Raw genomic sequence first — 25316 nt, 5'->3', positions numbered from 1 at the left:
CGCACCGCTATCACGGGCAACAGTCGTTTCCAACGCCGCATTTGCAAGCATCCAACGGAGTTCCCACCCCCTAACCTGCTGCGGTCTGCCTAGATCAGGCAGCCTTGTCCTGATCGTTTTCCCAGATGTCGCTGTTTAAAAAGTCGTCGACCGCCTTGCTCAGGGAACTGCTCACATCCGCCAAGAGTCGGCTGAGCTCTTCGACTTCATTGGAACTGCCGCGCGTTTCCGTGATGGCATTTTGCAGGACATTGACGTTTTCAGTTGCGCTGCGGCTGCTTTGGGCCGCGCGCGCCATGGCCTCGCTGATTTCACCTGTTGCAGCGCCTTGCTCCTCTACCGCGGAGGCAATTCCCGCGGTCACCTCTTCAACCGTATCCATGTGTTTGCCGATGGACTGGATTGCCTCTACAGCACGGTTGGTGGACGATTGAACGGCTGCAACTTGCGATGAAATCTCGTCGGTTGCCTTGGCGGTTTGCGTCGACAATTCTTTCACCTCGGCAGCCACGACGGCAAAGCCTTTCCCGGCCTCACCGGCACGGGCCGCTTCTATCGTTGCGTTCAACGCAAGAAGGTTGGTTTGCTCGGCAATGTCCCGGATCATATTGATAACATCGCCGATCTTTTCCGCAGTTCCGGCGAGCTCCTTGACATCGGTATCCGTCGATTTTGCCGTCTCGGCTGCTCCACGGGTGATGCTCAATGCGCGGGTTGTGTGTTGATTGATCTCCTGAATGGAAATCCTGAGTTCCTCTGCAGCGGAAGCCGACGACTGAACGCTATCGTCAGACAGCCGTGCCGCTGCGAGCGCTCCGTCAGCGGAGTCTGAAGATGCCTCCGCGATCCCCACCAGTTTTTCCGACGTCGCACTCATCACGTCCGTTTGCGCCGACAGCTGCGACTGGATGTCAGAGATCTGAGTTTTGAAACGGTTGACCAGCCTGTCCATCTCGGATCTACGCACGTCTTCCTGCGCGCGGCGTTCCTGCGCCGCAGCCTCGCCTCGCTTGACCTCAAGGGCATTGTCACGAAACACCTTCATCGCCCGTTTCATATCCCCGAGCTCGTCAGCGCGGTCGTCATCCTCAACCAGCGTGTCGAGATGTCCATCGATCAGGTCCCGGATATTGCGGATCAATTGTCCAAGCGGGCGCGTGAAGGTCAATGCCAGCAGATATCCACCCACTCCGGCAAAGGCGAACAAGACAACACCCGCAATCCCCATCCAGAACTTGAGATCGGTCAAAGGCCTCATTGCTTCGGCTTCGGACTGCATTGCCAAAACCGCCCATGTCACACCTTGGTACTCAAAGGACTTGCCGACCTGAATAAAACGCCCATCCCGGTGCGCTGGACCGATCATGACTTTCGTCTGGCCATTCAAGGCAGCATCGGAAGTTTCGGTTTGGAATTGGGTTTCAAGTATGTCGTTCTCATCCGTGAACCTGGAATTGTTCCGCAGAAACCCGTTCGACCCGACAATCAGCGTTTCGCCGCTGTCCCCCAGTCCCGCAGACCGGTTCATCAATTGGTTAATCCGGTCGATCGGCATTTGGAAGACGAGAACACCGGCTCTCTCGCCATCTTTGATCATGGGCATGGAGATGAAACTGGCCGGTGCACCATGGCTCGGTCCGTAGGGCGCAAAATCATAGAAATGGATTGCATCCACCGGACCGCCATTTGCCGCACGGAACGCTCGCCCGAGATCAGTATCAGACCACGGACCCTCCGCCTTGAAATTGGTCGCGTAATCTTCTTCCTTGAAGACCGTATAAATTAGATCGCCATTCGGGTTGAACAAGAAAACATCATAGTAACCGCGCTCGAGCAAAAACTCCCGAAACCAGGGATGAAACTCCGCGTGAGCGGCATCATAGGCGGTATCGCCACCGCCTGTATCAAGGAGATGTTTTTCTCCTAGCGGGTGCGGATTGTCGCGAATGTAGGCAGCCTTGAGAATCTCCGTATGATCGCCGTCAATCTGTTGCCAGGCGTTATCAAAGGCTGCCAAGGCATCGTGTGCAAAGGGAAGCGTGCTGACGAGCTTTAGATCTGCTTCTATGGTGTGCAAATAATCTGTCAGCTCGCTGACCCGATTGGTTGCAATCGCTTTCAACCGATCCTTTGTCAGCTTTTGAATTTCGCTGGATGCAGAAAAATAACTGCTGAGGCCAATGCCCGCGCCAACGGCCAGTGCAAAACCCAGTATTGCAGCTGGAATCTTAAAACGAATAGACAAACGATCCCACATGGAACCCTCCTTAACTACACGCTAAAGTTGGTGAGTACGGTTAATACATTATTAAATCAGAAGTTGCTGAAATGAGATTTGATACAACCTCAGCATATTTCTCTAAGGCAGCACCAGAAAGAACTCAGAAGGGTCGATATAAATTCGGGTAACTTGAAATTACCCTCAAAACCGTTCGGCGTTGGGCTGCAGTTAGCGATCACCGAATCCGATTCCCAAAAATTACTGCGCACGGCGGTAGACTGATACGTTTGTAAAGCTGGCAACGTCGACGAGGTGGACCGTTTGGGTCACTGTCAGCGTACGCCCATCTTCGGAGAGTTCGCGCGCCGCCTTCATGATGGTGAGACCTCCTCGCCGGGCCTCGGACACCAGATTGCGGTCATTTGCAAAGACCAGCCGCATGGCATCGACCAAACCGCTCTTCCCGAGCTTGACCTCGGGCCCATCGGGAACGCCTTCGAAGCTGTCGTTGGTGACAGCCCCATCGGCTGAAACCTGGTTCATGGTGAAGACCGCCATGCCGAAATTGTCTTCAATCTTCAACGTCGCGCTTTTGGGCGGGTCGCCTTGCTCGAATTCACTGGCGTCGGAATCGAGGATCCAGGTGCCGATAAACGGAGCGATTTTGTCTTCGATCATAACAGTCTCAGGTCGAACAAAGGAAAAGCCGCCACCGGGATACCCGGTGACGGCCTTGGGTGCAAACAGTGATTTGTTTAGCCCTTAAGAGCCTCCAGTTCAGCGACGATGGCATCGCCCATTTCGGCAGTCGGCACAGTGGCTTCGCCTTCAGCTGCGATGTCCTTGGTGCGCAGGCCTTTGTCCAGAGCGTTGGCGATGGCCTTGTCCAGAAGATCAGCCGCGGCAACTTCCTCAAAGGAATAGCGCAGAGCCATTCCAAAGGATGCGATCATCGCAATCGGGTTGGCGGCACCCGTGCCGGCAATGTCCGGAGCAGAGCCATGAACCGGCTCGTAGAGCGCCTTACGCTTGCCGGTCTTTGCATCCGGCGCCCCGAGTGAGGCCGACGGCAGCATGCCCAAAGAACCGGTCAGCATGGCAGCAACATCTGACAGCATGTCGCCGAACAGGTTGTCGGTGACGATCACGTCGAACTGCTTCGGCCAGCGCACGAGCTGCATGCCACCGGCGTCCGCCAGCATGTGCTCCAGAGTGACGTCTTCAAAGCCGTTCTTGTGAGTTTGCGTAACGACCTCGTTCCAGAGGACGCCGGACTTCATCACGTTCCGCTTTTCCATGGACGTGACTTTGTTATTCCGGGTGCGCGCCAGCTCGAATGCGACCTTGGAAATGCGCTCGATTTCGTAGGTGTCATACACTTGCGTATCGACACCACGTTTCTGGCCGTTGCCGAGATCGGTAATTTCCTTCGGCTCTCCGAAATAAACGCCACCGGTCAGTTCCCGAACTATCAGGATGTCCAGGCCTTCAATTATGTCTTTCTTGAGCGATGATGCATCGGCAAGTGCCGGATAACAGATAGCCGGGCGCAGATTGGCGAACAGCTCCATGTCCTTGCGAAGGCGCAGAAGACCGGCTTCCGGGCGAACTTCGTAGGCCACATTGTCCCACTTCGGACCGCCGACCGCACCGAAGATCACAGCATCAGCGGCCATGGCTTTCGCCATATCCTCTTCGGAAATGGATTGACCATGCGCATCATAGGCGGACCCGCCCACAAGACCTTCGTCAGTTTCAAAAGCCATGCCGCCTTTGGCGTTAAACCAGGCAATGACCTTTTTCACTTCGACCATGATTTCCGGGCCGATGCCGTCTCCCGGCAAAAGCAGCAAGTTTTGAGAGCCCATTTGGCGTACCATCCCGCAGATTTTAGAAACAGATGGCGTTGGGTTACCGCGCTTGCCGCTCTCTGGCAAGGCACGGGATGTTGCAAAGAACTCAAGCAATGCCTACGGAAAGGTCAAGCGCGCTGCTTAGTTCCAAACAGGCCTCAGTGCACGGGCTGCTGGAAAAGTTGTCCGAGCGTTGCTTCGGCAATCCCGACCGAATTGCCTTTCGCTTCACTCTTCAAGCTTGCGATCTGGCGGCCCAGGATGTCCTTGCGGTCGACACTCAGGCCGACCGGCAAGTGCAAAATGGCTGCCGAACAGCGCAAAAGCGGAAATTTCCTTGAAATACCATGGCGGTCAGACGCCTCGATGTACCCCTGAAGCCGGTCCGCCGCATCGTAGAGACTCTCTGCCTGGTGGCGGAACTCTTCCTGCAGATCATAGACCATGCGGCGCATTTCCTCCGACGTTCTGCCGCGGGCGCCAATAAAGAAATCGTCCCCACCAATATGGCCGGCAAACACGTTTTCACTGGTCGCCATACGCTTCATCAATTCGGAGAACAGCAGCAGTGCCCGGTCTCCAAGAGTGAACCCATAGGCATCATTGAACGGTTTGAAGTTGTCGAAATCGAGATAGCAAAATGACCGCTCAATGTCCGGGCTCTGGGCATCGTTCTGGACATATTGGATGATCAGCGCGTTGCCCGGCATTTTGGTCAGCGGGTTTTGGTTCTCCGCTGCCCGCATACGGACTTCATTTGAGATTTTCAGCAAGGATGTCGTTGTCAGGAATCCGCTGTATTTGCCGTTTTTGGTAATGATGATGCCCCCGGCCTCATCATCTTCATCCGCGACCATCGCGACGAGCTGATCGAGCGGTGTATTGACGTTGGCCACCGGACACCGGTGCGTAAACGCTGCCAGGCTGTTGCTCATCACCGGGTTCAGCAAGAGATCCCGGCCAAAGGGCATATAAACGAAAGTCTTGATATCCTTTTCCCGGATCAGGCCGCGGGGTTCACCGCTAGAGTTGATCACCGGAATAAACGGATTGGCCCGGCCAGCCCGCAACAGATTAAGGACTTCCTCCATCCGGGCGTTGTCCTGAAGCGGGACGAGCGGTCTGATCTCGCGGGCCACCAGATCAGCGTCGTCCCGCGGCATCATCGGTGTGCGTTTCACAGCTGTGGCCACAACGGGATAACGGATTTCGGCTTCTTCCAGATCCTGGAATGGCCGCGACACCAGATACCCCTGGATCAAGTCGCAACCGATCGCCTTGCAAACCGCAAGTTCCTGCGTGGTCTCAACACCTTCTGCGACCACCCGCATCCCAAGGACATGAGCGATATCGACGACCGTTTTGACCATCAACCGTTTGCGGGAGTCGGTGTTGATTGACTGAATGAAGAACCGGTCCACTTTCAGAATATCAGGCTCAACCTCATACAAGGATTTCAGCTGCGCGTATCCGCGGCCATAGTCGTCGATTGCGAAACCGAACCCGAGTTCGCGTCCACGTTTGGTGAACTCGTTCAGCCGGCACGTCTCATTGACGTCCCCTGTTTCGCTGACCTCCAGGATAATTTGCGCGGCGGACAAATCACCCTCGTCCAGCAGCAGCCGGGTTTCGTCGAACAAAAAGCCGTCGACATCCAACAAGCGGGCATCGACGTTCAGGAACAGTTTTGTCTTGCCTCGATTGGGCATGGCGACAAACTTCCGGATCGCCTTTTTCCTCAAAAGACATTCCAGCTCGACCAGAACACCAGCATCTGCTGCGAAATCAAAGACATCACAAGGCGTTTGAAATCCCAGTTGCCCCACATTGCGCAGCAACGCTTCAAACCCATATCCGTCGCCAGAATGCGCATCAACTATGGGCTGAAACGCATAATCGAGGAGCGTTTCTGCGCTTTCAAGGAACGCATGCGTACTTGGAAATCCATTCAGCAATGGGACAAACGCCGGTTGTGCCGTCATAAAGTAAGCCTTGTTTTTCAAGGTGTTGACGGTTGAAGCTTATCCGCGGCGCACCGCCAATGTGTGTAACTTAGACGGCAAAATTACTTGTTGGTTATCAATTGGTTACGGCAACAAAAAACCGTTTCATTCCAATGCTTTGTAATTGTTAAAATTGACACTATCTGATTTGAGTTCCGAAGCCGCTGCTTTTTTTGAAACTCGACGTTTCGTCGGCGTTAATTTTTTGCCTGAGGCGATCAGATTCTAAGTCGTTGAGCCCGCTCAATACTCCATCAAATAATGCCCAACGCCTGAAGCATCAGGTTCAACGCAAGGGCCGTCATCACCCATCGGAATCCTTTTTTGAACGCCTGCTCATTCATCCGCCCAAGCAGTTGGCTGCCTGCTAGCGTTCCAAGAAATCCGCTGACGATCATCGCAACAATCAGACCAATCCAGGGTGCGAATGCAAAACCCAGAAGGCCGAACACAGCAATCTTGAAGACGTGCATCATCATGGCCGTAATCGCTTGATTTGCAACGAATTGATGGCGGGTGAGGTCGAGTGTGGACAGCACCGATCCGCCAATCGGCCCGGCCGCACCGAAAAACATGGAGAGGAACGTCGACGCAAAACCGGCGCCGGCCATGGCCCGTTTTTTCATACCGCCCAATTTCGGCGGCTTGCCCCAAACCACCCAGACGACAAACAAGGCGATCCCCGCTTTCAAGATAGCAGCTGGCAATTGAACAGCGATTGAACCTCCCAGCGCCGCCCCCGCAGCAGCTCCAATTGCGAACCAAACCGCAATCAGCCAATCGACATGTTTGACCTGAACCATCGCCCGGCCCGCATTGGAGCCGAACTGGACGACGCCGTGCACGGGAACCAGGGCATTCAGCGGCATGACCAGCGCCATGATCGCAATCAGAGCAATGCCCCCACCCAAACCAACAGCAGCCGTCAAAGCAGATGTGAGGAAGCTGCAAGCAACCAGCAGCAGCGTTGCCAGCCCCGACAGGTCTTGAGGAACGATGAAGTCAACCGGGCTCACGTTGTCACGACCATCGTGTGTTTGCGTAATTGAGCGCCTCGCGAACATCGAGCTGGCGCGTGGAATTGCCACTGCGCACGTAGAAGATCGATAATTTGCCCTCTTCGAGGTAAACAGCGCGGGGTGCGGGCCGGATGATGATCATCGCAACATCTTCCCCGCCGACCATAGAAAACACCGTGTGAATGTAAGGGCACAAATCGCCCCCAAGGTTCTTCGAGACGATATCGTTGACAGTCCGCTCAAAGGCATCGTGATCCGGGCTGCGCAAGGTGGCAAGATCTTTGGCAAGGCCGAGCGGTTTGCCATCGTCATCGACACCAACAATCAGGTGCCCGCCTTTGGCGTTGAAGAACCCGGCGATTGTTTTCGCAATCACCTTCTCCAACCCGCGATTGATCCTGTTTTCCTGAACATCCCACCGGAGTGAAGATTTGAACTCGACCCGATCGGTTTCACCCTGCGCAATCAGTTGCGGAACAAGAGCGATTTGTTCCTCACGAAGGGATTTGTACGCCTCACTGGCCCGCAAATAATTGCGGGTGAAGACACCAAAGGCAAGACCCACAATGGCGCCGACAAGTGTGTAGGCAACCGCGACGTCCCAGTGACGGGGCAAGAGCGCAAACCACAAACGGGCATTCAAGAACTCGATGAGCCGCGGTGCCGTTTCTGAAAAACGCGCCAGTTCCCACCAAACCACCACAAGATTGAGCGGATGAATAACAAGAACACCGACGATGGCGCCAACAAGCACATAAGTCGGGATGATTGGCAGGCGGGAAGATAGAAAGGACACGGCAGGAACCCGAAATGAAAACGCCGGAAGAACTCCGGCGTTTTCTAGCACAAATGATCAGGCAGCGCGCGGCATGGCCGTTTCAACCAGTTTGACCCAATAGGAACAACCAACAGGGATGAGTTCGTCATTGAAGTCATAGGCCGGATGATGCAGCCCGGCGCTGTCGCCGTTGCCGGCAAAGATGAAGGCACCCGGACGTTCTTCCAGCATGAAAGAAAAGTCTTCACCGCCCATCATCGGGTCAATCGACCGGTTGACTTTGCCTTCTCCGGCGATGATTTCGGCGATGCCAGCTGCAAAGTCGGTCTGCTCATCATGGTTGGCCGTAACCGGATAGCCGCGCAGGAACGTGAGCTCTGCGGAGGCGCCAAATGCATCGGCAACAGAGGTCACGATCTTGTTCATGCGCTCTTCTGCCAAATCCCGCATCTGCGGGCTCAAGGTGCGAACGGTTCCGCGCAAGGTGACTTCCTGCGGGATCACGTTGAAGGCATTCCCACCGTTGAAAACAGTTACCGAAACAACAATAGAATCCAGCGGGTTGGCGTTCCGGCTCGCAATCGTCTGCAGGGCATTGACCATGTTCGTGCCGGTCACGATCGGATCGATGGTTTCATGCGGCTTGGCCGCGTGACCACCGCGCCCGGTGATGACGATCCGGAACTCATCGGTCGCGGCCATGATCGGCCCCTTGCGGATCGCGAACTCGCCAACCGGCATGCCCGGGAAATTGTGCATGCCGTAAACTTCATCGATCGGCCAACGGGTCATAAGACCATCATCGATCATGGCTTTTGCGCCAGCGCCGCCTTCTTCGGCTGGCTGGAAGATCACGACAACCGTGCCGTCGAAATTACGGGTTTCAGACAGATACTTTGCAGCGCCCAGAAGCATTGCAGTATGGCCATCATGACCGCACGCATGCATTTTGCCCGGCACTTTCGAAGCGTAGGGTTTTCCGGTGATTTCCTCGATCGGAAGCGCATCCATGTCCGCGCGCAGTCCGATCGTCTTGCCAGTACCGCCGTTCTTGCCCTTGATCACGCCGACAACACCGGTTTTGCCGATGCCAGTTACGACTTCATCCAGACCGAAGCTTTCCAAGAGCTCGGCTACCTTGCCGGACGTGCGGACCGTTTCGTAGAGGATTTCCGGATTTTCGTGGAAGTCGCGGCGCCACGCTGTGATCTCATCAGCCAGATCTGCGAGGCGATTTACGATGGGCATGAAGAACTCCTTGAAAAACTTCAATTTTGAAGGGGTGTCCGCGTCGGCGCATGATGTGCGGCCAAAACGGAAGAAACTGTCAGTTGATGGAAAATGTCACACATGCGAACGGTTTGGCAAGGATCTCCGTGCCTGGACCGGACTTCAGGATTGATTTTCCGCCACCTTGTAGACACGCGTCTTCTTTATTTCGTTGTCCTCCAACTGACCAACAACAGGCACTTGGTATTCGCACAGTTCCTTGAGCCGTTCGTTCGGCAGATAGGACCGGCCGGGATCACCGACATATACCTCAATTCCGGCTGCCATAAGCTTATCCAAGAATATCAGGACCTCATCAGCCATATGCCGGTCGTAGAACACATCTCCGCAAAACACGACATCGACATCTGGAACGGAAGACCGGGTGATATCCCCTTCGGCAAACGTTGCGACCACACAGTTCAGTTCGGCATTAAGCCGGGCCGCCGCGATCGCAAATGGGTCAATGTCGACCCCGTGACAAGAGCCCGCACCGGCCATTTTTGCCGCAATGGCAACCAGGCCGGACCCGCACGCAAAATCCAACACGCGCTTCTGATAAACCACTTCAGGGTGATCTAGCACATAGCGGGCAAGGCCTTGCCCCCCAGCCCAGGCAAATGCCCAGAAAGGAGGAGCCAGACCAAGCTCACCAATCTCCTCTTCGGTCTTTTGCCAAAGGTCCATCGCCTCATCAGCAACATGAAGAGAGATCTCTTCCGTATGCGGCACGGGCCGTATCCGGGTTTCTTCCCGGATAAACTTTTCGGGATCGGTAATTCTGGCCAAAAGCACTTCCAAAGACCGGGTGTCGGATCAGGCTGGCTTGGACATTCCGCCCATTTCGCAGACGATCTTCCATTCTTCTTCCGTGACGGGCTGAACGGAAAGGCGCATGGACGTCACCAAGGACATTTTTTCCAAACGCGACTCCGCCTTTACCTGAGCCAGTGTCACCGGCTTCGGCATGTCGCAAACAGCCTTGAAATCCACGCATTCCCAGCGCGGATCATCGATTGTTGTGTCCGGGTGTATATCGCTGCAGACCTCGACAACACCGACCACTTCCTTGCCGATGTTGGAGTGATAAAAGAAAGCCTTATCGCCAATTTCCATGGCCCGCATGTTGTTGCGCGCCTGGTAGTTGCGAATGCCGTCCCATTGTTCACCGGCATCGCCCTTGGCTTTTTGCTGTTCCCAGGACCACTTGTCCGGCTCGGATTTGATCAACCAGTACTGCACTTATGCGTTCTCCGGGTTTTTCACGACCCAGTTCCAGGGACGGATTTCGACACTCTCAAACAATCCGGCTTTTGCGTAGGGATCTTCTTCGGAAATCGCAAGCGCTTCATCCCGGTTGGCCGCTGCAATCACCACAAGGGACCCGGTCATGTTGCCGTCGTCATCCATGAACGGCCCAGCTGCCTTCAGGCCATCCCCCATGCCTTTCAAGAAGGCGAGATGTGCTTCGCGGTTATCAAGACGTGTTTGCAAGGCACCGGGTTTGTCGGTGCAGATCAGGGCATAAAGCATTGACGGTTTCCCATTAGACAGAGTGACGCTGAACCTAGTGCGCTGCCTTAGCAAACTCAATGCCGCCAGAAAACTCTTCGAACCACTGATGCGGCAAAAACATGCGTTTCATTTACACCCTGAAAGCGTTGAGGGAAACAGGATCAGAGCCTTGAAAGCCAGATTGCAAAATCACACTTCTGAAAAGCGCTCGACAAGCGGGGTAGGAGAGTGTTTCTTAGCTCTCCCGGCCATTGTCTTTCCTGCCGGGCGCTTTGTGATTGGATTTTCATGTCTATTGGATTTGTGCGCTCGGCCGTTGTGCTGGGCCTTTTGGCCGTTGTTGGTCCCTTCGCCATTGACCTTTATCTGCCGGCCATGCCGCAGATCGTTGCCGATTTGAACACGGACGATGCGGCTGTCCAGTTTACGTTTACCGTGTATTTCATAGCGTTCGGTTTGGCGCAGCTGATCTATGGCCCCCTTGCCGACCGATATGGCCGGCGCCTGCCCGTGTTTCTCGGTCTCGTTGTCTACATTATCGGGTCCTTGATGTGTGCCTGGGCTGCAGAAGTTGATGCCTTGACGCTCGGCCGGCTGGTTCAGGCGATTGGGGCAGGCGCGCCCATGGTGATCGTGCGCGCTGTTGTCCGCGATCTGCATACCGGCACCGAGGCAACCCGTCTTATGGCTCTGGTCATGCTGGTCTTCAGCATCTCTCCGATGCTTGCGCCCTTGGCAGGCAGTGTGCTCATCACATTCGGCAGCTGGCGTCTGATTTTCCTGACCCTTGGCGTTCTGGCCTTCGCATCGATGGTGATGATTTATTTCCAGCTCCCGGAAACACTGCCGCGCGAGCGGCGCAGCAAAATTGATGCAGCCGCTTTGGTTCGCAGCACGATTTATCTCTCCGGCGACGCACGCTTTTTGGGACTGACTTTGATTGGCGGATTTGCATTGGCGAGCTTCTTCGTATTCATCGCCGCCGCACCGCTGGTTTACATGACCCAGTACGAGCTCACACCGACCGGTTTCAGCATCGTCTTTGCCATCAATGCGGTTGGCTTCTTTGCCTCATCTCAGTTCGCCGCCCCCTTGGGCGAGCGTTTCGGCATGGCCCGTGTTGCCTTCGTCGGCGTCGGCGGTTTTACCGCTGCAACAACAACGCTGTTTCTGCTGGTCTGGTCTGGGTTAGATGGCCTTCCGATTTTGATGGCACTGCTTTTCGTCGCCAACTCGTTTCTGGGGCAGGTCATCGCTCCTGCGATGGTCATGGCTCTCGAAGACCACGGCGAACATGCAGGGATGGCGTCCTCGCTCGGCGGCACGCTGCAAATGGTGGCGGGCGGTGTGATGATCGGCCTCTGCACACCGTTCTTTGATCGAACCGCCTTGCCGCTGACGGGGGCGATCGCAGCTTGCGCCATCATCACTCTGGCGCTTGCGCTTGTGACATTCCGGCCGGCGCGCCGCGGAGACGCCCCGGCCGAATGATTTGGTTCAGCTGGCGCTGCCGATCTCGTCCAGCTTTTTCTGCAGGGACAATTTATCGAGCGACGTCAACGGCAAGCTTGTAAAAATCGAAATACGGTTGCTCAACATCCGGAAAGCCTCGGCAAAAGCCAGTTGCCGTTCGGTCTCGTTGCCCTCCACCGCCACAGGATCGGGCACCCCCCAATGCGCACTCATCGGTTGCCCAGGCCAAACCGGGCAACTTTCCTTGGCCGCATTGTCACAGACCGTAAAGACGAAATCCATTACCGGGGCGTCCGGGGCCGCGAATTCGTCCCAGCTCTTTGAGCGGACTTCTTCAGTTTTGTAATTCATCTTTCCAAGGAGCGCCAAAGCTTCCGGCCGTACAGATCCGGAAGGCGTGGAGCCTGCAGAAAAGGCCTTGAAACGGCCTCGGCCATCGCGGTTCAGGATCGCCTCGGCCATGATGGAGCGAGCGGAATTGCCCGTACAAAGAAAAAGGACATTGTAGGCTTTATCAGTCATTACAAACCTTCCCGATGGTCTTCAATTGACGTTGTCTCGGTTTGGCAGGTCACGATGTCCATGACCTGCGCACATAAATCCGGGTGGCCACCACAACAATCAGCCAGCAGAAACGTCAGAAGATCGCGCGTCCGGTCCATATTCGCGAAATACCGGATGCTGCGGCCTTCCCGTTCGTTCTTCACGAGTCCTGCCTGAAGCAGAACACTGAGATTTGCGGACATGGTGTTTTGCCGGACACCCAAAACCTCTCCGATTTCTCCGGAGTTCATCCCGTCCGGCCCGGCCTTGATCAAAAGGCGAAAGACATCCAATCGTGTTTTCTGGCTCAGAGCGCCGAAGGCCCCCAATGCGAAATTTATATCCATAAATCATGATATATTGATTTATAAGTGACTGGCAAGGTGTTTTGCATGCTTGTTCGACCCTGTCCCGGCAGGCCTTTGTCGGAAAAACCGCTTGAGTCGACTGAAAAGAACTGATCCTCTCTCCTCATCGGGATCAATCTCATCCAACAATCAAAGCGTTGATCCCAAACGCATTGCTTCGACAGCGAAATAAACAGTCGAAAGAAGCCCGAATGTCAGAAGCAGTTTTCCCGGTGACCGAATTTGAAGATCGTGCAGATCGGGCTCAGCGCTTGATGCGTGAACAGGGTCTCGACGCGCTCCTGTTCACCACAGAGGCGGAAGTCCGATATTTCACAGGGTTTCGAACGCTCTTCTGGCAAAGTCCGGCGCGGCCCTGGTTCTGTATACTTCCCCGAACCGGCAAACCCATCGCTATCATCCCGCAAATCGGCGCGCATTTGATGGCAAGCACCTGGGTCGATGATATCAGGACCTTTGCGGCGCCCCACCCAACGGACGAAGGTGTCGGCCTCTTAAGCGATGCGCTCAACCCCTACGCGGTGGTCGGGATGCCGATGGGCCGCGAGAGTTCCCTGCGCATGCCACTCATTGATTTTGAACGGATCAAGGTCACCCTTCCCGGCACTGAATTCCGGGACGCCAGTGCGCTTGTCCAAGCCCTGCGCCACATCAAGTCGGAAACTGAGATCGCGATCCACCGGGAAATCTGCCAGATCGCTTCGCGCAGCTTTGAAAGCGCGCCAAACTTGTTTCGCGAAGGCCAAAGCCTGAAGAGCGCCTTTCGAAGGTTCAAGATAGATCTTCTGGAGCGGGGTGCGGATGATGTGCCGTATCTTGTCGGCGGCGCCGGCCCGGGAGGGTATGGCGATGTGATTTCGCCGCCCACCGATGCACCACTTAAATCAGGTGATGTGCTTATGCTCGACACGGGCGCAGTCAAGAACGGCTATTTCTGTGACTTTGACAGGAATTATGCGATCGGCCATGCCAGCGATGCTATCCGGCAAGCCCATCGAAAACTTGTCGAAGCGGCAAATGCCGCGGCCGCCATTGCCCGGCCGGGCAAAACCTGCGCGGATCTTTTCAATGCCATGACCGATGTGCTTGGACAATCAGACGGCGGCGTCGGACGGATGGGGCATGGCCTCGGCATTCAGCTAACGGAAACACCGTCCCTCACTGCATTCGACACAACGGTCCTTCAGGAGCGGATGGTTCTGACACTGGAACCGGGCCTTGATCTTGGGAAGGGCAAGATGATGGTGCATGAGGAAAACATCGTCATACGCGACGGCGCACCGGAATTTCTGAGCACTCCTGCCGAACCGGACATCCCGGTTCTTTGACAAAAAAGAGGAAGACCCTCATGCAGCTTAGTTTCGAAACAGACGCAGGCCTTGCACACAAGGCGGCTCTCGGCTTGATCGTTTTGCAAGCGGACGAAACCATCGAAAACGAGTTCCGGCCGCTGTTTGATCAGGATGGCGTGACGCTCAATCACACGCGCATCGAAAGCGCCCCGGAGGTCACCTCCGAAACCCTGATACGCATGAAATCGCAACTGACAGGGACTGCTGCTCTTCTGCCAGGTGCCCGTGATCTGGATGTCATTGGCTATGCCTGCACTTCGGCGTCCACTGTCATCGGCTCGGACGCCGTTGCGGCAGCTGTCCGAAAAGCCCACCCGACTACCAAGGTCACCAATCCGGCCGCAGCTGTGCTGGCCGCACTGGAGCACTTGAACGCAAAAAAGCTCGGGGTGGTCACGCCCTATATCGCCGAAGTTTCCGAAGCGGTTGTTTCGCTGCTTAAAGACAATTGTCTTACCGTTGTGAACCTGGGCTCGTTTGGTCAATCAGAAGAAGCCGTCGTGGCCCGAATTTCTCCAGCATCGGTTGAAGAAGCCATTTGCTCGGTCGGCAGTGCTCCGGAAATCGATGCCGTATTCGCCTCTTGCACCAACCTGCGCACCTTTCCGGTTCTCAAAGCCTGCGAAGCAAAACTGGGCAAGCCGGTCATCAGTTCCAACTCAGCGCTCGCCTGGCACATGATGCGGCTTGCCGGACTTGAGACCAAAGGGCGCGGACCGGGCCAGCTGTTCGATTGATCTGACAAACCGTCGCCTTTCAGCAACAAACGAAAACCTAAAGACCGGATCTGGCCGCTTTGCGTATTGACTCTCAAGGTTTTCCGGGCAAAAAGAGCGCCGTCTCGAATTTTGTCGAATGTGAGTTTCCGATGACCCGGCTGAAAGCCGACATTCTGGATATGATGTCTGAAGCCCTTGCCAGCGTGACCTTCATGCGCGGCGGGACGATGACGCCTGCCAAAACCACATTCAAGCACACGACAAAAACTACCAAGACCACCGCTTAAGGTGCCGCTCATCCCGCCTCCCCGGGGATGGGAGGCGCCAGGAAGCTGGCATGCCTGATGACCTGGGCAGCTGGTGAAGCGGGGAGACGGACAAGGACAGTCACATGGGTTTCAAGATCGCAATCGCTGGGGCAACCGGAAACGTTGGCCGGGAGATGCTGGATATTCTCGCAGAGCGCGGCTTTCCGGCGGACGAAGTCGTCGCGCTGGCGTCCCGCCGCTCCCAAGGTACCGAAGTCTCTTTTGGCGATAAAACGCTGAAGGTCCAGGCGATGGAGAATTATGATTTCTCCGATACCGACATCTGCCTGATGTCCGCTGGTGGCACCATTTCCAAGGAATGGTCCCCACGGATTGGTGCAAAGGGCTGCGTTGTGATCGACAATTCGTCCGCCTGGCGCTACGACGCGGAGGTGCCGTTGATCGTTCCTGAAGTGAACGCCGATGCCATCACCGGCTTCACCAAGAAGAACATCATCGCCAACCCGAACTGCTCCACCGCACAGCTCGTTGTTGCGCTGAAGCCGCTTCATGATCATGCCAAGATCAAGCGCGTTGTCGTTTCCACATACCAGTCGGTTTCCGGTGGCGGCAAGGACGCCATGGAAGAGCTGTTCAACCAGACCCGCGCCGTGTTCGTGAACGACCCGATCGAGCCGGAAAAGTTCACCAAGCGGATCGCCTTCAACGTCATCCCGCACATCGACGGCTTCATGGAAGACGGCTACACCAAGGAAGAATGGAAGGTGCTGGCCGAAACCAAGAAGATGCTGGATCCGGCCATCAAGGTGACCTGCACCGCGGTTCGTGTGCCGGTCTTCATCGGCCACTCCGAAAGCGTCAACATCGAGTTCGAAAACGAGATCACGGCAGAAGAGGCCCGCAACATCCTGCGTGAGGCTCCAGGCTGCCTCGTCATCGACAAGCACGAGGACGGCGGCTACATCACGCCGTATGAGTCGGCTGGCGAAGATGCGACCTACATCTCCCGGATCCGCGAAGATGCGACCATCGAGAACGGCCTCAACATGTGGGTTGTCTCCGATAACCTGCGCAAGGGCGCGGCGCTCAACACGGTACAGATCGCCGAGGTTCTGGTGAACCGCGGCCTGATCACTCCGAAAAAGGCAGCAGCCTGATCCTTTTAAACGGGCGCCCTCCGGCGCCCGTTTTTCTTCTCCTGCCAGAAATTTTCAAAACAAGGAGCCCGGCTCAATGCCCGAGGCTTTTTCCGGATCCTTTCAGGATTTCCTGACAACCAAAACTGATGCCCGGTTTACCGACTGGCTTGCCGCCCGCGCCGAACCGCACTGGAGCGCAGCCACAGGTCATGCCTTCACCAGGGCCATCGGCGACGGCACCATGCCGGATGACGCCTATGCCCGGTATCTGATTGAAGACTATACCTTCATCACCGATCTGGCTTCCACTCTGGGCTATCTCGTCGCCAAAGCACCCTCCATGCGCTCCAAGGCGCGGCTCTCGGGATTCCTGGCTTTGCTGACGTCTGAAGAAAACGACTATTTCCTGCGCTCGTTTGAAGCGCTTGGCGTCTCTCCTTCCGTCTATGAAACAGCTGCACAGGGTCCTGTAACCCGTGCGTTCGCGGATATGCTTCTCACCTCATCCGGCAAAGGCACCTATGCCGAGGGCCTTGCCTGCCTCCTGTGCGCGGAGTGGTCCTATCTGACCTGGGGACTGCGCGAAGCACAAAAGCCACGCCCGCAACACTTCTATCTCGCCGAATGGATCGATCTGCATGCAGTCGAGGGCTTTGAAACTTTCGTCAACTGGATCCGCGAAGAGATGGATGCCGTTGGTAGCCCGCTTGGCGCAGAGGAACAGGAGCGTCTGGCGGAGATCTTTACCCGCATGAGCATGCTTGAAACGGCGTTTTTTGACGCGGCCTGGACGGGCGAAGCAACTCTTCCGGCTGATCTTGCCGTGCGGTCTTAAGAACAATGTTTGTCTATGAAGCTGCCGCTCTTGGTGCCGCCGCCCTTTGGGCTCTGACCGGCTTGATATCGGCGGGGCCGGCGCAGCACTTAGGTGCGATTGCCTTCAATTGCACCCGCATGGTGCTCGTCGCGCTGATGTTGATTGCCTGGGTGGCGTTCACCACCGGTTGGGGATCAATCAGCGCCGACCATATTGTGCCTCTGATGCTCTCCGGCGTGATCGGGATCTTCATGGGCGACACGGCGCTTTTCCTGACGCTGAACCGAATGGGCCCGCGCCGAACCGCGATGCTGTTTTCGCTGAATGCGCCGATGTCGGCGATCCTTGGCTGGCTGCTCTTGAACGAAGATCTGACGGTCACACAGATCCTCGGCATTCTCATCACCTTCAGCGGCGTGCTGCTGGCAATCCGCTTCGGTAAACGCAAATCCCAGCTGCACCAATGGGAGAGCATTCGCGGGCCGCTGTGGGCCGGCATCTTGCTGGGACTGGCCGCGGCCCTGTCGCAGTCCATCGGCTCGTTGATCGCCCGGCCGGTGATGGAAACCGGCGCCGATCCGGTCGCCGCCTCCAGCCTTCGGGTCGGAATGGCTGCGCTCTGCCTCCTGGCATTAACCCGCCTTCCAGTATCCTGGGTGAAACCGGCAGGCCAATTTACCCCGTCCCTCGTTGGCCTGATTGCGCTCTCCGGTGTCCTGGGCATGGGCGTCGGCATGACGCTCATCCTGTTCGCGCTGTCCGGCGGTGAAGTCGGCATCATCGCGACCCTTTCCGCAACCACTCCGGCCCTCATGCTGCCGATGCTCTGGTGGCGCACCAAGGAGATCCCGGCACTTGGCGCCTGGGCCGGTGCAAGCCTGGTTGTTGTGGGAAGCGCGTTGCTGTTTGCGAGTTAACGTCGCGAAGGCGCCTACGCTGCCTGCACCACCATCTCAATTTCGATTTGTAAGTCTGGACTTGCGAGTTTGGCAACGCCAACTCCCGTGAGGCTCGGACGCGCTCCATTCAAAAATACCGTGAGCTGCTTCATGGCCTCGGACAGCGTTTCGTCTGTCAGATCGGTAACATAAATCCGCATCTGAACAATGTCATGGGGCATTGAGCCAATCGCCTCCAAGGCCCGTTCCAAGTTTCTAACTACAAGGGCTGTTTGTTCGGAAAACGTCGTAGGGGTTGGTGTTCCATCGGCGCCCCAGGCAACTTGGCCAGACACAAAAGCAAGTCGTTTCGGTTCGACAATTGAAATCTGCGAATATCCGATTTTGCCGGCATCTGGTAGTTCGATTGGATTTAGGCGCTGAAGTGTGTCTGACATTTGGAAACCCTTTGCTTATACGATTGGGCTTCTCTTTACGCGATTTCATTAGCGATTTATTTTCGCAATAGTAACGATATTTTTTCGCTAGTTAGCAGGCAGATATGATTGGATCGCGGGTCAATGACATTCTGATTTTCATGTCGGTAATCGATAAGAACAGTTTTGTCGCTGGAGGAAAAGCGTTTGGCCTTACCCGGTCAACGGCAGGCAAGGCAGTTGCGCGACTTGAAGATCACTATGGAACCCGCCTGCTCAACCGAACAACCCGGGCGATATCGCTAACACCGGAAGGAGAGGACCTTTATCGGCACGGAATGCAAATACGCGCTGCAATCGAAGAAACAGAAACCACATTGCAAAACTCGGCCGGCACACCGCGAGGCACCTTGCGCATTGCTGCCCCTGGAGCGATGGGGCGAAAACTCTTGTTATCGACCGTTCAGCGTTACCTTAGGGATTGGCCTGACATCCAGATCGAAATCAGCTTCTCAGATCGCGTCGAAAACGTCGTCGCTGACAATTATGACTTGGCCCTTCGGATTGGCGTCACCGAACCGGACCAGGGACTGATAATGCGGACACTGTTGATTGATCGAGCAGTGCTCTGCGCCGCACCAAGTTACTTTGCTGATCGCACTCGACCCCAATCCATCGAACAACTCGGACCGCTGGATCTCATTTATTTTGGAACACATCCGGAAAAGCAGTGCTGGCATCTGAGTGAAGAAGAGGGCGTTTGGACCCGCGTATCCGGCCGTTCCCGACTTCGAGTCGATAATGCCAGCGCGTTGCGAGATGCGGGTTTGGCCGGTTTGGGAATCGTTCTCCTGCCAAGACTGCTTGTCGAAGACGAACTGGCGAATGGTCAATTGGAAACTGTTCTACCGAATGTGTCCTGCGGTTCCATTCCTATCCTCGCGCTTTATCCGCAAAGGAAACACCTTGAACCACGTGTCCGAAAGTTCCTCGATCTCTTGTTCAAAGACCTTGACCGGTTCCGGCAGCACCGAGAAAACCCGGGGCTGACGGAGCCCCCGTCAGTTACATCAGATCCGGCATGAACGGCAGATCTGTTTTGCCGATGTCGATCCCGGCCTGCATATAGAGCGTCGAAAGCTGGCCCCGGTGATGGGTCTGGTGGTTGAACATGTGCGTCAGGCACACCCAGCGCGGCCGCATCCGGGTCTGACCGTCACTGCGACTGGTCCATTCCAGGGTCCCGGCCAGCCACTCTGAAGTCAGTCCACCAGAAAATTCTTCAATGTCGGCACAGATCTCGAAATGCGCGGCCTTGAGGGCTTCGTAATCCTCGAAGATATCGACGCCCATGCCACCGACCTTGTAATCCCGGCCCGTGAAGTGGCGCATCCAAGCGCGATCGCCAAAAAGCAGATGATTGAGCGTGGAATGAACGGATTTGAAGAAAGCACCGCGGTCTTCCCTGCGATCTGGATCGCTCATCTTGTCAGCGGCGATATAGGCTTTGTCCGTCATCCAGGTGTTGTACTTGGCAAGACGCTGGTAGATCGCAATATCAGTTGTCATGGAATGGCCTTGGAGCAGGTATCAGAACTTGAACCGCTTGATGCCAAAAAACTGCTCACCCGGCTAGGCCCAATCAAGCAACCCGTACTATTCAGCGGCGACCGTCGGGATCGGCATGGCTTCCGGGCCGTCTGCGGTTTCAAAACGCTCTGTGACCGGATCCATCACCCGGAGCTCGGCAGACCCGATGTCGAACCAGGCGCCATGCAGTTTCAACTCCCCTGCCTCAACAGCTTCTTTTACAAATGGAAAGGTCATCAGGTTCTTCAGCGATTGCCGAACGCCCGCATATTCCATGGCCAACTGCGGATCTTCGATCTTGTCGACCGGCATACATGCCATTGAGATCGCTGCAGGTTCCAGAAGCTTGATCCAGCGCCCAATGAAGCCCTTCTGCGCGTGGTCCTGATTGGCGCTTTCGCGGAAGGCCTGGATGCCCCCACACTTGCAATGGCCCATAACCACGATGTGCTTCACGTGAAGACCGGTCACGCCATATTCTATGGCCGCGCTTGTGCCGTGCTGGCCTTCGGTGGCCTCGAACGGCGGTACGAGATTGGCAACGTTCCGCACGACAAACAACTCACCCGGGCCTGCCCCGAAGATGCCTTCCGGGGTCACACGGCTGTCGCAGCAGGACACCACCATGACTTCCGGCGTCTGTCCGTATATCGCGAGATGTTCCTGGATTTCCTTGTCGCGCAAAAAGCCCTTGTGCAGATAACGGCTGTATCCGTTGAGCAATTCGGATGGGAATGCCATCGCCGTGATCTCCTGAGCATTGGCGCACGCAGTGCAGTTCAACAGTTTTACGGGATCACTCGGGCACACCCAATCAGGGGAAGTACGTACACGCCCTCAGCAAAAGTGGCTAAAGGTCTGGTGTGCGGGGGCCTTAGAAGCGCTCGGCGCGCAGAACCTGGCAATCGGACACGCAGACTACGCCGATATGCCGTTCAACCACGCCAAATGCAGCTTCCAGAAGCTCATCCAGACGTTCCGGACGGATGATGCAAATAATCGAGACCATGCCGCCGGCACGGGACACCTGCCCCTCGCGGCTCCACCGGCCAGACCGGCCACTGCCCCCGAGTACCGGCAAAATCGTATAGCCGGTGACCCCTGCGCGGTCGAGCGCATCCGTCAAACGCGTTTCCATCGGTGCTTCGATCGTGATTTCGACCCGCTTGGCCTGTTTCATTTCCATGGCTTATCCCCCCACTGCCTGCGCGACACTTAAGTACAGCGGTATGCCAAGTGTCAGATTGAATGGAAAGGTTATTCCAAGCGACATGGTGAGATAAATCGACGGATTGGCCTCAGGCAAGGCCACACGCATGGCCGCAGGCACCGCGATATAGGAAGCTGACGCGCTCAAGGTCATCAAAAGAACCGCCCCGCCGGTCGACAGACCGATCAGGCTGGCAGCGATCAATCCGGCAGCCGATCCCAGCACCGGCATCAGGATGCCGAAGCTGATCAAGCCTGGACGCAGCTGGTGAGCGCTGGCCCGCAATCCGCGGCCCGCAACCAGCCCCATGTCGAGGAGGAACAGGCAGAGCACGCCTTTGAACGGCGAGACAATGAAACTCTCGATTTCCTTGAGACCGTCTTCGCCGGTCAGGAACCCGATCAGGAACGAACCGACCAACAGCACAATCGAACCATTGAGCAAGATCTCACGCCACAGGCCTTGCGTATCCTGTTCACGCTCCTTGGCTTCCGCGCTGGAGGAGAACCGTGCAACGATCCAAAGCGCGGACAGAATAGCCGGCGCTTCCATCACAGCGGCCACAGCCACCAAATAGCCTTCGCTGGCAATCCCTTGGCTTTGCAGGACAGAGGTTGCCGCAACGAAGGTCACAATCGAGATTGAGCCGTAGTGGCCGGCGACAGCAGCTGCATCCACCGTGCTTAACCGTGTCATTCCACGCAGAAGAGCGAACGCCAGGAACGGCAGCGCAAAGGACAGGATCAGTCCAGCGATCAGAGACAGGATCAGGGTCGTATCAATACCGTGCGCACTCACGCTCACCCCGCCCTTGAAGCCAATGGCAAAGAGCAAATAGATCGACAGGGATTTGGCGGCCGCTTCCGGGATCGTCAGGTCGGAGCGGACAAAAGCCGCTCCCAAACCAAGCGCGAAAAACAAGATGATAGGCGACAAAAGGTTCTGCGCCGCCAATCCAAGAATTGTTTCGATCACCTCTGGTCGCCCCTGCTTGATCTGATTTTTGCGAGCCAACCGGCACGCTCAAAGATACGTAGGATCACCTACGCCGCGCGGTATGAGGCGTTTCCCGGCGGATTTCAAGGAAAAACAGCCCTGATTGCACCCGATTGACTAAGCCTCACGCGGCTCAAGTCGCGACATTTACTGCGTGCGGTGGCTCTTCACCGTCCGGGTGGTCTTCATAGGCATGCCTGACGTTCTGCGGCGGCACTTTGTCGACCGGTCCGGGCAACGGATGAACAGGTCCGTGATCCACGCCAGGCTCAAGAACTTCAAGAGCTGCAGCCTTATAGGCAGCAATCCCGTCGAGGGTATGATCTACAGTGTGATGATCGTCAATGAGAACGGCCGGGTCTTCATTCGAGGAACCGGTATCTTGATCCTGGCGCTCTGCGGTACGCTGTTTTTTGCGGCCATATCCGGTGCCATCACCGTCCCGGTCCGCGGGATACTCTGTCGCATGCGCCACGACCTGGGCCGCGATGGGCCTTTCAATCGTCGTCGCCATTTCGGCCTCCTGGCCTTCACAGATTAACCGCCTTCTGGCGGATTCCCAAGAGTATTACCTCGAACCATTAACAATTGTTTACGCTAAGTTAACCTACTGTTCCAAAAGGAGCAAAACTGGCGTTGTGTGGAATAAACTCACGCGGCCTTTTCAGCCGAACCGCCAACGATCTTGACGACATCGGCCATGATGTCGGTCAGCTGGAAGTCCTTGGGCGTATAGACCGCAGCAATTCCCATCGCTTTCAGCTGCGCAGCATCTTCATCCGGGATGATACCGCCGACGACAACAGGAATGTCATCCGCGCCCGAAATTCTCAAAAGATCCATGACATCACGCACCAGCGCCAAATGGGATCCGGAGAGAATGGACAGGCCGATCACGTGAACGTCTTCTTCGACCGCCGCATTGACGATCTGGGCCGGGGTCAGGCGAATGCCCTCGTAAACGACTTCCATGCCGCAATCCCGCGCCCGCACGGCAATCTGCTCCGCCCCGTTGGAATGCCCGTCCAGCCCCGGCTTACCGACGAGGAACTTGAGACGCCGGCCGAGTTTTTCTGATGCAGCTTCCACATCCGCCCGCACTGCGGCCAGATCACCGGCATCGTCGCTAACGGATTGCCCAACGCCTGTTGGAGCCCGGTATTCACCAAAGACCTCCCGCAAGGTGCGGCCCCATTCACCGGTGGTGACACCAGCTTTAGCCGCAGCAATGGACGGTTCCATGATGTTCCGCCCTTCCTGTGCTGCCGCGCGCAGTTCGGAAATGGCCGCATCAACAGCTGCCTGATCCCGCGCCTCACGCCAAGCCTTGACCTTCTCGATGGCCTCGCCCTCGACATGCTCGGGCACTGTCAGAATGCCGCCGTCTTCGCCAGCGGCCAGTGGCGATGGCTCGGTCTCAGTCCACTTGTTGACACCCACGACCACCTGATCACCGCTTTCGATCCCGGCAAGGCGCGCCGAATTGGCCTCGACAAGCTTGCGCTTCATGTAGCTGGATTCAACAGCTGCAACCGCCCCGCCCATCGCGTCAATGCGCGCGAGTTCCTCACGGGCTTCGTCTTTCAGGTCTTCCACTTTGCGGGTAATTTCCGCAGACCCGTCGAAGATGTCCGCATACTCCAGGAGGTCGGTCTCATAGGCGAGAATCTGTTGCATTCTGAGCGACCATTGCTGGTCGAAAGGACGCGGCAGGCCCAGCGCCTCGTTCCAGGCCGGCAACTGAACTGCACGCGCGCGCGCGTTCTTGGACAGAACCACGGCCAGCATTTCAACAAGAATCCGGTAGACGTTGTTTTCCGGTTGCGGCTCCGTCAGGCCGAGCGAATTGACCTGAACGCCATAACGGAACCGGCGGTAGCGCTCATCTTCCACGCCGTAGCGCTCGCGGCAAATCTCGTCCCAAAGCTCTGTAAAGGCGCGCATTTTGCACATCTCAGTGACAAAGCGCATGCCTGCATTCACGAAAAACGAAATCCGGCCAACCGCCTTTGGAAAATCTTCCTCAGGGATCGCTCCGCTGGCCTTCATGCTGTCCAAAATCGCAACGGCCGTTGCCAGCGCGAAGGACAATTCCTGGACCGGTGTCGCGCCTGCTTCCTGCAAATGGTAGGAGCAGACATTCATCGGGTTCCACTTCGGCATGTTGGAATAGGTCCACGAAATGACATCCGTCGTCAGACTGAGCGACGGCGCCGGCGGGAACACATAAGTACCGCGGGACAGGTATTCCTTGATGATGTCGTTCTGTGTTGTGCCGGAGAGAAGCTTGCGGTCTGCGCCCTGCTCATCCGCCGCGGCTATATAAAGCGACAAAAGCCACGGCGCGGTCGCGTTGATCGTCATGGACGTGTTCATGCGCTCCAGCGGGATCTCGTGAAAGAGTGTCCGCATATCGCCGAGATGGGCAACCGGCACACCGACCTTGCCAACTTCACCGCGCGCCAAAAGATCATCCGGATCATAGCCGGTTTGTGTGGGTAAATCGAAAGCCACGGACAGTCCGGTCTGCCCCTTGGCCAAATTGCCCCGGTACAACTTGTTGGATTCGGCGGCTGTGGAATGCCCCGCATAGGTGCGGAAGATCCAAGGACGGTCCCGCTCTACCTTGCCATCGCCTGCTGCGCTCATGCCGCTTCTCCTCCTAAGGCCTTATTTTGCCAGTCTTCTTTTCCCTGTAGCACCTGATTTACCGGTCCATTTCCCAAGACCAACAGTGTGCCGGAGTTTGCGCACGCGCGAAACCCTTCTCTTGCAATGCAAAATACGACTGGCCAAAAAACGCAAGTTAAGCAATAGTCGTATAGATACGTATCCATTTTTGAACAATAGTTGCGCAAATTGGGGTT

The 25316-nt window shown here is 56.2% G+C and carries 27 protein-coding genes; 8 read left to right on the top strand and 19 right to left on the bottom strand.

The genetic code is table 11. The features are described 5' to 3' along the window. Positions 1-94 precede the first annotated feature (94 nt). From SADFL11_RS19905 to SADFL11_RS19860, 10 genes are all read right to left on the bottom strand, one after another. Entirely contained in the window at positions 95-2257 is a 2163-nt protein-coding gene (locus tag SADFL11_RS19905; RefSeq protein ID WP_008195334.1) for a methyl-accepting chemotaxis protein, read from the bottom strand. Between the two features lie 222 nt (positions 2258-2479). Further along, on the bottom strand, positions 2480-2899 hold the full coding sequence (locus tag SADFL11_RS19900; RefSeq protein WP_008196827.1) for a hypothetical protein: 420 nt from the start codon (positions 2897-2899) through the stop codon (positions 2480-2482). A gap of 77 nt (positions 2900-2976) precedes the next feature. Continuing rightward, positions 2977-4089, bottom strand: a complete 1113-nt coding sequence (gene leuB / locus SADFL11_RS19895; RefSeq protein WP_040451065.1) for a 3-isopropylmalate dehydrogenase — start codon at positions 4087-4089, stop codon at positions 2977-2979. Between the two features lie 143 nt (positions 4090-4232). Beyond that, positions 4233-6056, bottom strand: coding sequence for a GGDEF domain-containing protein (locus SADFL11_RS19890; RefSeq protein WP_134853094.1), 1824 nt, complete (start codon positions 6054-6056; stop codon positions 4233-4235). Positions 6057-6331: 275 nt separating this feature from the next. Next, positions 6332-7093 (bottom strand): sulfite exporter TauE/SafE family protein, encoded by a 762-nt coding sequence (locus SADFL11_RS19885; RefSeq protein ID WP_008191527.1) that lies wholly within the window; start codon positions 7091-7093, stop codon positions 6332-6334. Positions 7094-7097: 4 nt separating this feature from the next. Beyond that, complete coding sequence (locus tag SADFL11_RS19880; protein WP_008193859.1) at positions 7098-7892, bottom strand: AlbA family DNA-binding domain-containing protein; 795 nt, start codon at positions 7890-7892, stop codon at positions 7098-7100. A gap of 57 nt (positions 7893-7949) precedes the next feature. Then, positions 7950-9122, bottom strand: coding sequence for a M20 aminoacylase family protein (locus SADFL11_RS19875; protein WP_008197011.1), 1173 nt, complete (start codon positions 9120-9122; stop codon positions 7950-7952). A gap of 144 nt (positions 9123-9266) precedes the next feature. Further along, a complete protein-coding gene (locus SADFL11_RS19870) occupies positions 9267-9932 on the bottom strand; it encodes a class I SAM-dependent methyltransferase (protein ID WP_008195255.1) in 666 nt (221 codons plus the stop codon). Between the two features lie 27 nt (positions 9933-9959). Then, positions 9960-10385: an EVE domain-containing protein gene (locus tag SADFL11_RS19865; protein ID WP_008188972.1), complete on the bottom strand. Its 426-nt coding sequence runs from the start codon at positions 10383-10385 to the stop codon at positions 9960-9962. After that, the gene (locus SADFL11_RS19860) at positions 10386-10676 is read right to left on the bottom strand and encodes a YciI-like protein (protein ID WP_040451066.1); all 291 of its coding nucleotides are present in this window, start codon (positions 10674-10676) and stop codon (positions 10386-10388) included. 210 nt (positions 10677-10886) lie between these two features. Here SADFL11_RS19860 and SADFL11_RS19855 point away from each other — a divergent pair, with 210 nt between their 5' ends. Continuing rightward, the gene (locus tag SADFL11_RS19855; protein ID WP_228198224.1) at positions 10887-12149 is read left to right on the top strand and encodes a multidrug effflux MFS transporter; all 1263 of its coding nucleotides are present in this window, start codon (positions 10887-10889) and stop codon (positions 12147-12149) included. A 6-nt stretch (positions 12150-12155) separates the two neighbouring features. Here the strand turns inward: SADFL11_RS19855 and SADFL11_RS19850 are convergent, their stop codons facing one another. After that, positions 12156-12653 carry an arsenate reductase ArsC gene (locus SADFL11_RS19850; protein ID WP_040451067.1) on the bottom strand — a complete coding sequence of 166 codons (498 nt, stop codon included), beginning with the start codon at positions 12651-12653 and terminating at the stop codon, positions 12156-12158. Then, positions 12653-13021 (bottom strand): ArsR/SmtB family transcription factor, encoded by a 369-nt coding sequence (locus SADFL11_RS19845; protein ID WP_008191997.1) that lies wholly within the window; start codon positions 13019-13021, stop codon positions 12653-12655. The genes SADFL11_RS19850 and SADFL11_RS19845 overlap by 1 nt, the downstream gene beginning before the upstream one ends. A 212-nt stretch (positions 13022-13233) precedes the next feature. Between SADFL11_RS19845 and SADFL11_RS19840 the strand changes: the two genes are divergently transcribed. The 6 genes from SADFL11_RS19840 to SADFL11_RS19820 all read left to right on the top strand — a co-directional run bounded on the left by SADFL11_RS19840 (position 13234) and on the right by SADFL11_RS19820 (position 18255). After that, on the top strand, positions 13234-14370 hold the full coding sequence (locus tag SADFL11_RS19840) for a M24 family metallopeptidase (protein ID WP_008190559.1): 1137 nt from the start codon (positions 13234-13236) through the stop codon (positions 14368-14370). Between the two features lie 20 nt (positions 14371-14390). Further along, positions 14391-15131 carry a maleate cis-trans isomerase family protein gene (locus tag SADFL11_RS19835; protein ID WP_008191292.1) on the top strand — a complete coding sequence of 247 codons (741 nt, stop codon included), beginning with the start codon at positions 14391-14393 and terminating at the stop codon, positions 15129-15131. A 131-nt stretch (positions 15132-15262) separates the two neighbouring features. Next, positions 15263-15400, top strand: coding sequence for a hypothetical protein (locus SADFL11_RS25340; protein ID WP_166672820.1), 138 nt, complete (start codon positions 15263-15265; stop codon positions 15398-15400). 104 nt (positions 15401-15504) lie between these two features. After that, on the top strand, positions 15505-16539 hold the full coding sequence (locus SADFL11_RS19830) for an aspartate-semialdehyde dehydrogenase (RefSeq protein WP_008194809.1): 1035 nt from the start codon (positions 15505-15507) through the stop codon (positions 16537-16539). 76 nt (positions 16540-16615) lie between these two features. Continuing rightward, on the top strand, positions 16616-17356 hold the full coding sequence (locus SADFL11_RS19825) for a TenA family protein (protein WP_008191285.1): 741 nt from the start codon (positions 16616-16618) through the stop codon (positions 17354-17356). 5 nt (positions 17357-17361) lie between these two features. Next, complete coding sequence (locus SADFL11_RS19820) at positions 17362-18255, top strand: DMT family transporter (RefSeq protein WP_008194356.1); 894 nt, start codon at positions 17362-17364, stop codon at positions 18253-18255. A gap of 14 nt (positions 18256-18269) precedes the next feature. Here SADFL11_RS19820 and SADFL11_RS19815 read toward each other — a convergent pair whose 3' ends face one another. Continuing rightward, complete coding sequence (locus tag SADFL11_RS19815; protein ID WP_008189511.1) at positions 18270-18674, bottom strand: RidA family protein; 405 nt, start codon at positions 18672-18674, stop codon at positions 18270-18272. Positions 18675-18778: 104 nt separating this feature from the next. On the opposite strand from SADFL11_RS19815, the gene SADFL11_RS19810 reads away from it, so the two are divergent. Further along, positions 18779-19738, top strand: coding sequence for a LysR family transcriptional regulator (locus SADFL11_RS19810; protein ID WP_008190908.1), 960 nt, complete (start codon positions 18779-18781; stop codon positions 19736-19738). Here the strand turns inward: SADFL11_RS19810 and SADFL11_RS19805 are convergent. From SADFL11_RS19805 to SADFL11_RS19780, 6 genes are all read right to left on the bottom strand, one after another. Next, positions 19719-20222, bottom strand: coding sequence for a DinB family protein (locus SADFL11_RS19805; RefSeq protein ID WP_008194746.1), 504 nt, complete (start codon positions 20220-20222; stop codon positions 19719-19721). The genes SADFL11_RS19810 and SADFL11_RS19805 overlap by 20 nt on opposite strands. 87 nt (positions 20223-20309) lie before the next feature. After that, positions 20310-20984, bottom strand: a complete 675-nt coding sequence (locus SADFL11_RS19800) for a carbonic anhydrase (protein ID WP_008191448.1) — start codon at positions 20982-20984, stop codon at positions 20310-20312. Between the two features lie 133 nt (positions 20985-21117). Then, a complete protein-coding gene (locus SADFL11_RS19795) occupies positions 21118-21429 on the bottom strand; it encodes a P-II family nitrogen regulator (RefSeq protein ID WP_008196415.1) in 312 nt (103 codons plus the stop codon). A gap of 3 nt (positions 21430-21432) precedes the next feature. Then, the gene (locus SADFL11_RS19790) at positions 21433-22428 is read right to left on the bottom strand and encodes a sodium-dependent bicarbonate transport family permease (protein ID WP_228198223.1); all 996 of its coding nucleotides are present in this window, start codon (positions 22426-22428) and stop codon (positions 21433-21435) included. 154 nt (positions 22429-22582) lie between these two features. Beyond that, on the bottom strand, positions 22583-22963 hold the full coding sequence (locus SADFL11_RS19785) for a hypothetical protein (protein WP_040451068.1): 381 nt from the start codon (positions 22961-22963) through the stop codon (positions 22583-22585). Positions 22964-23100: 137 nt separating this feature from the next. Then, positions 23101-25098: a protein meaA gene (locus SADFL11_RS19780; RefSeq protein WP_008188575.1), complete on the bottom strand. Its 1998-nt coding sequence runs from the start codon at positions 25096-25098 to the stop codon at positions 23101-23103. Positions 25099-25316 lie beyond the last annotated feature (218 nt).

Source organism: Roseibium alexandrii DFL-11 (genome assembly GCF_000158095.2).
Lineage (GTDB): Bacteria > Pseudomonadota > Alphaproteobacteria > Rhizobiales > Stappiaceae > Roseibium > Roseibium alexandrii.
This window is presented reverse-complemented; position numbering and strand designations above follow the sequence as displayed.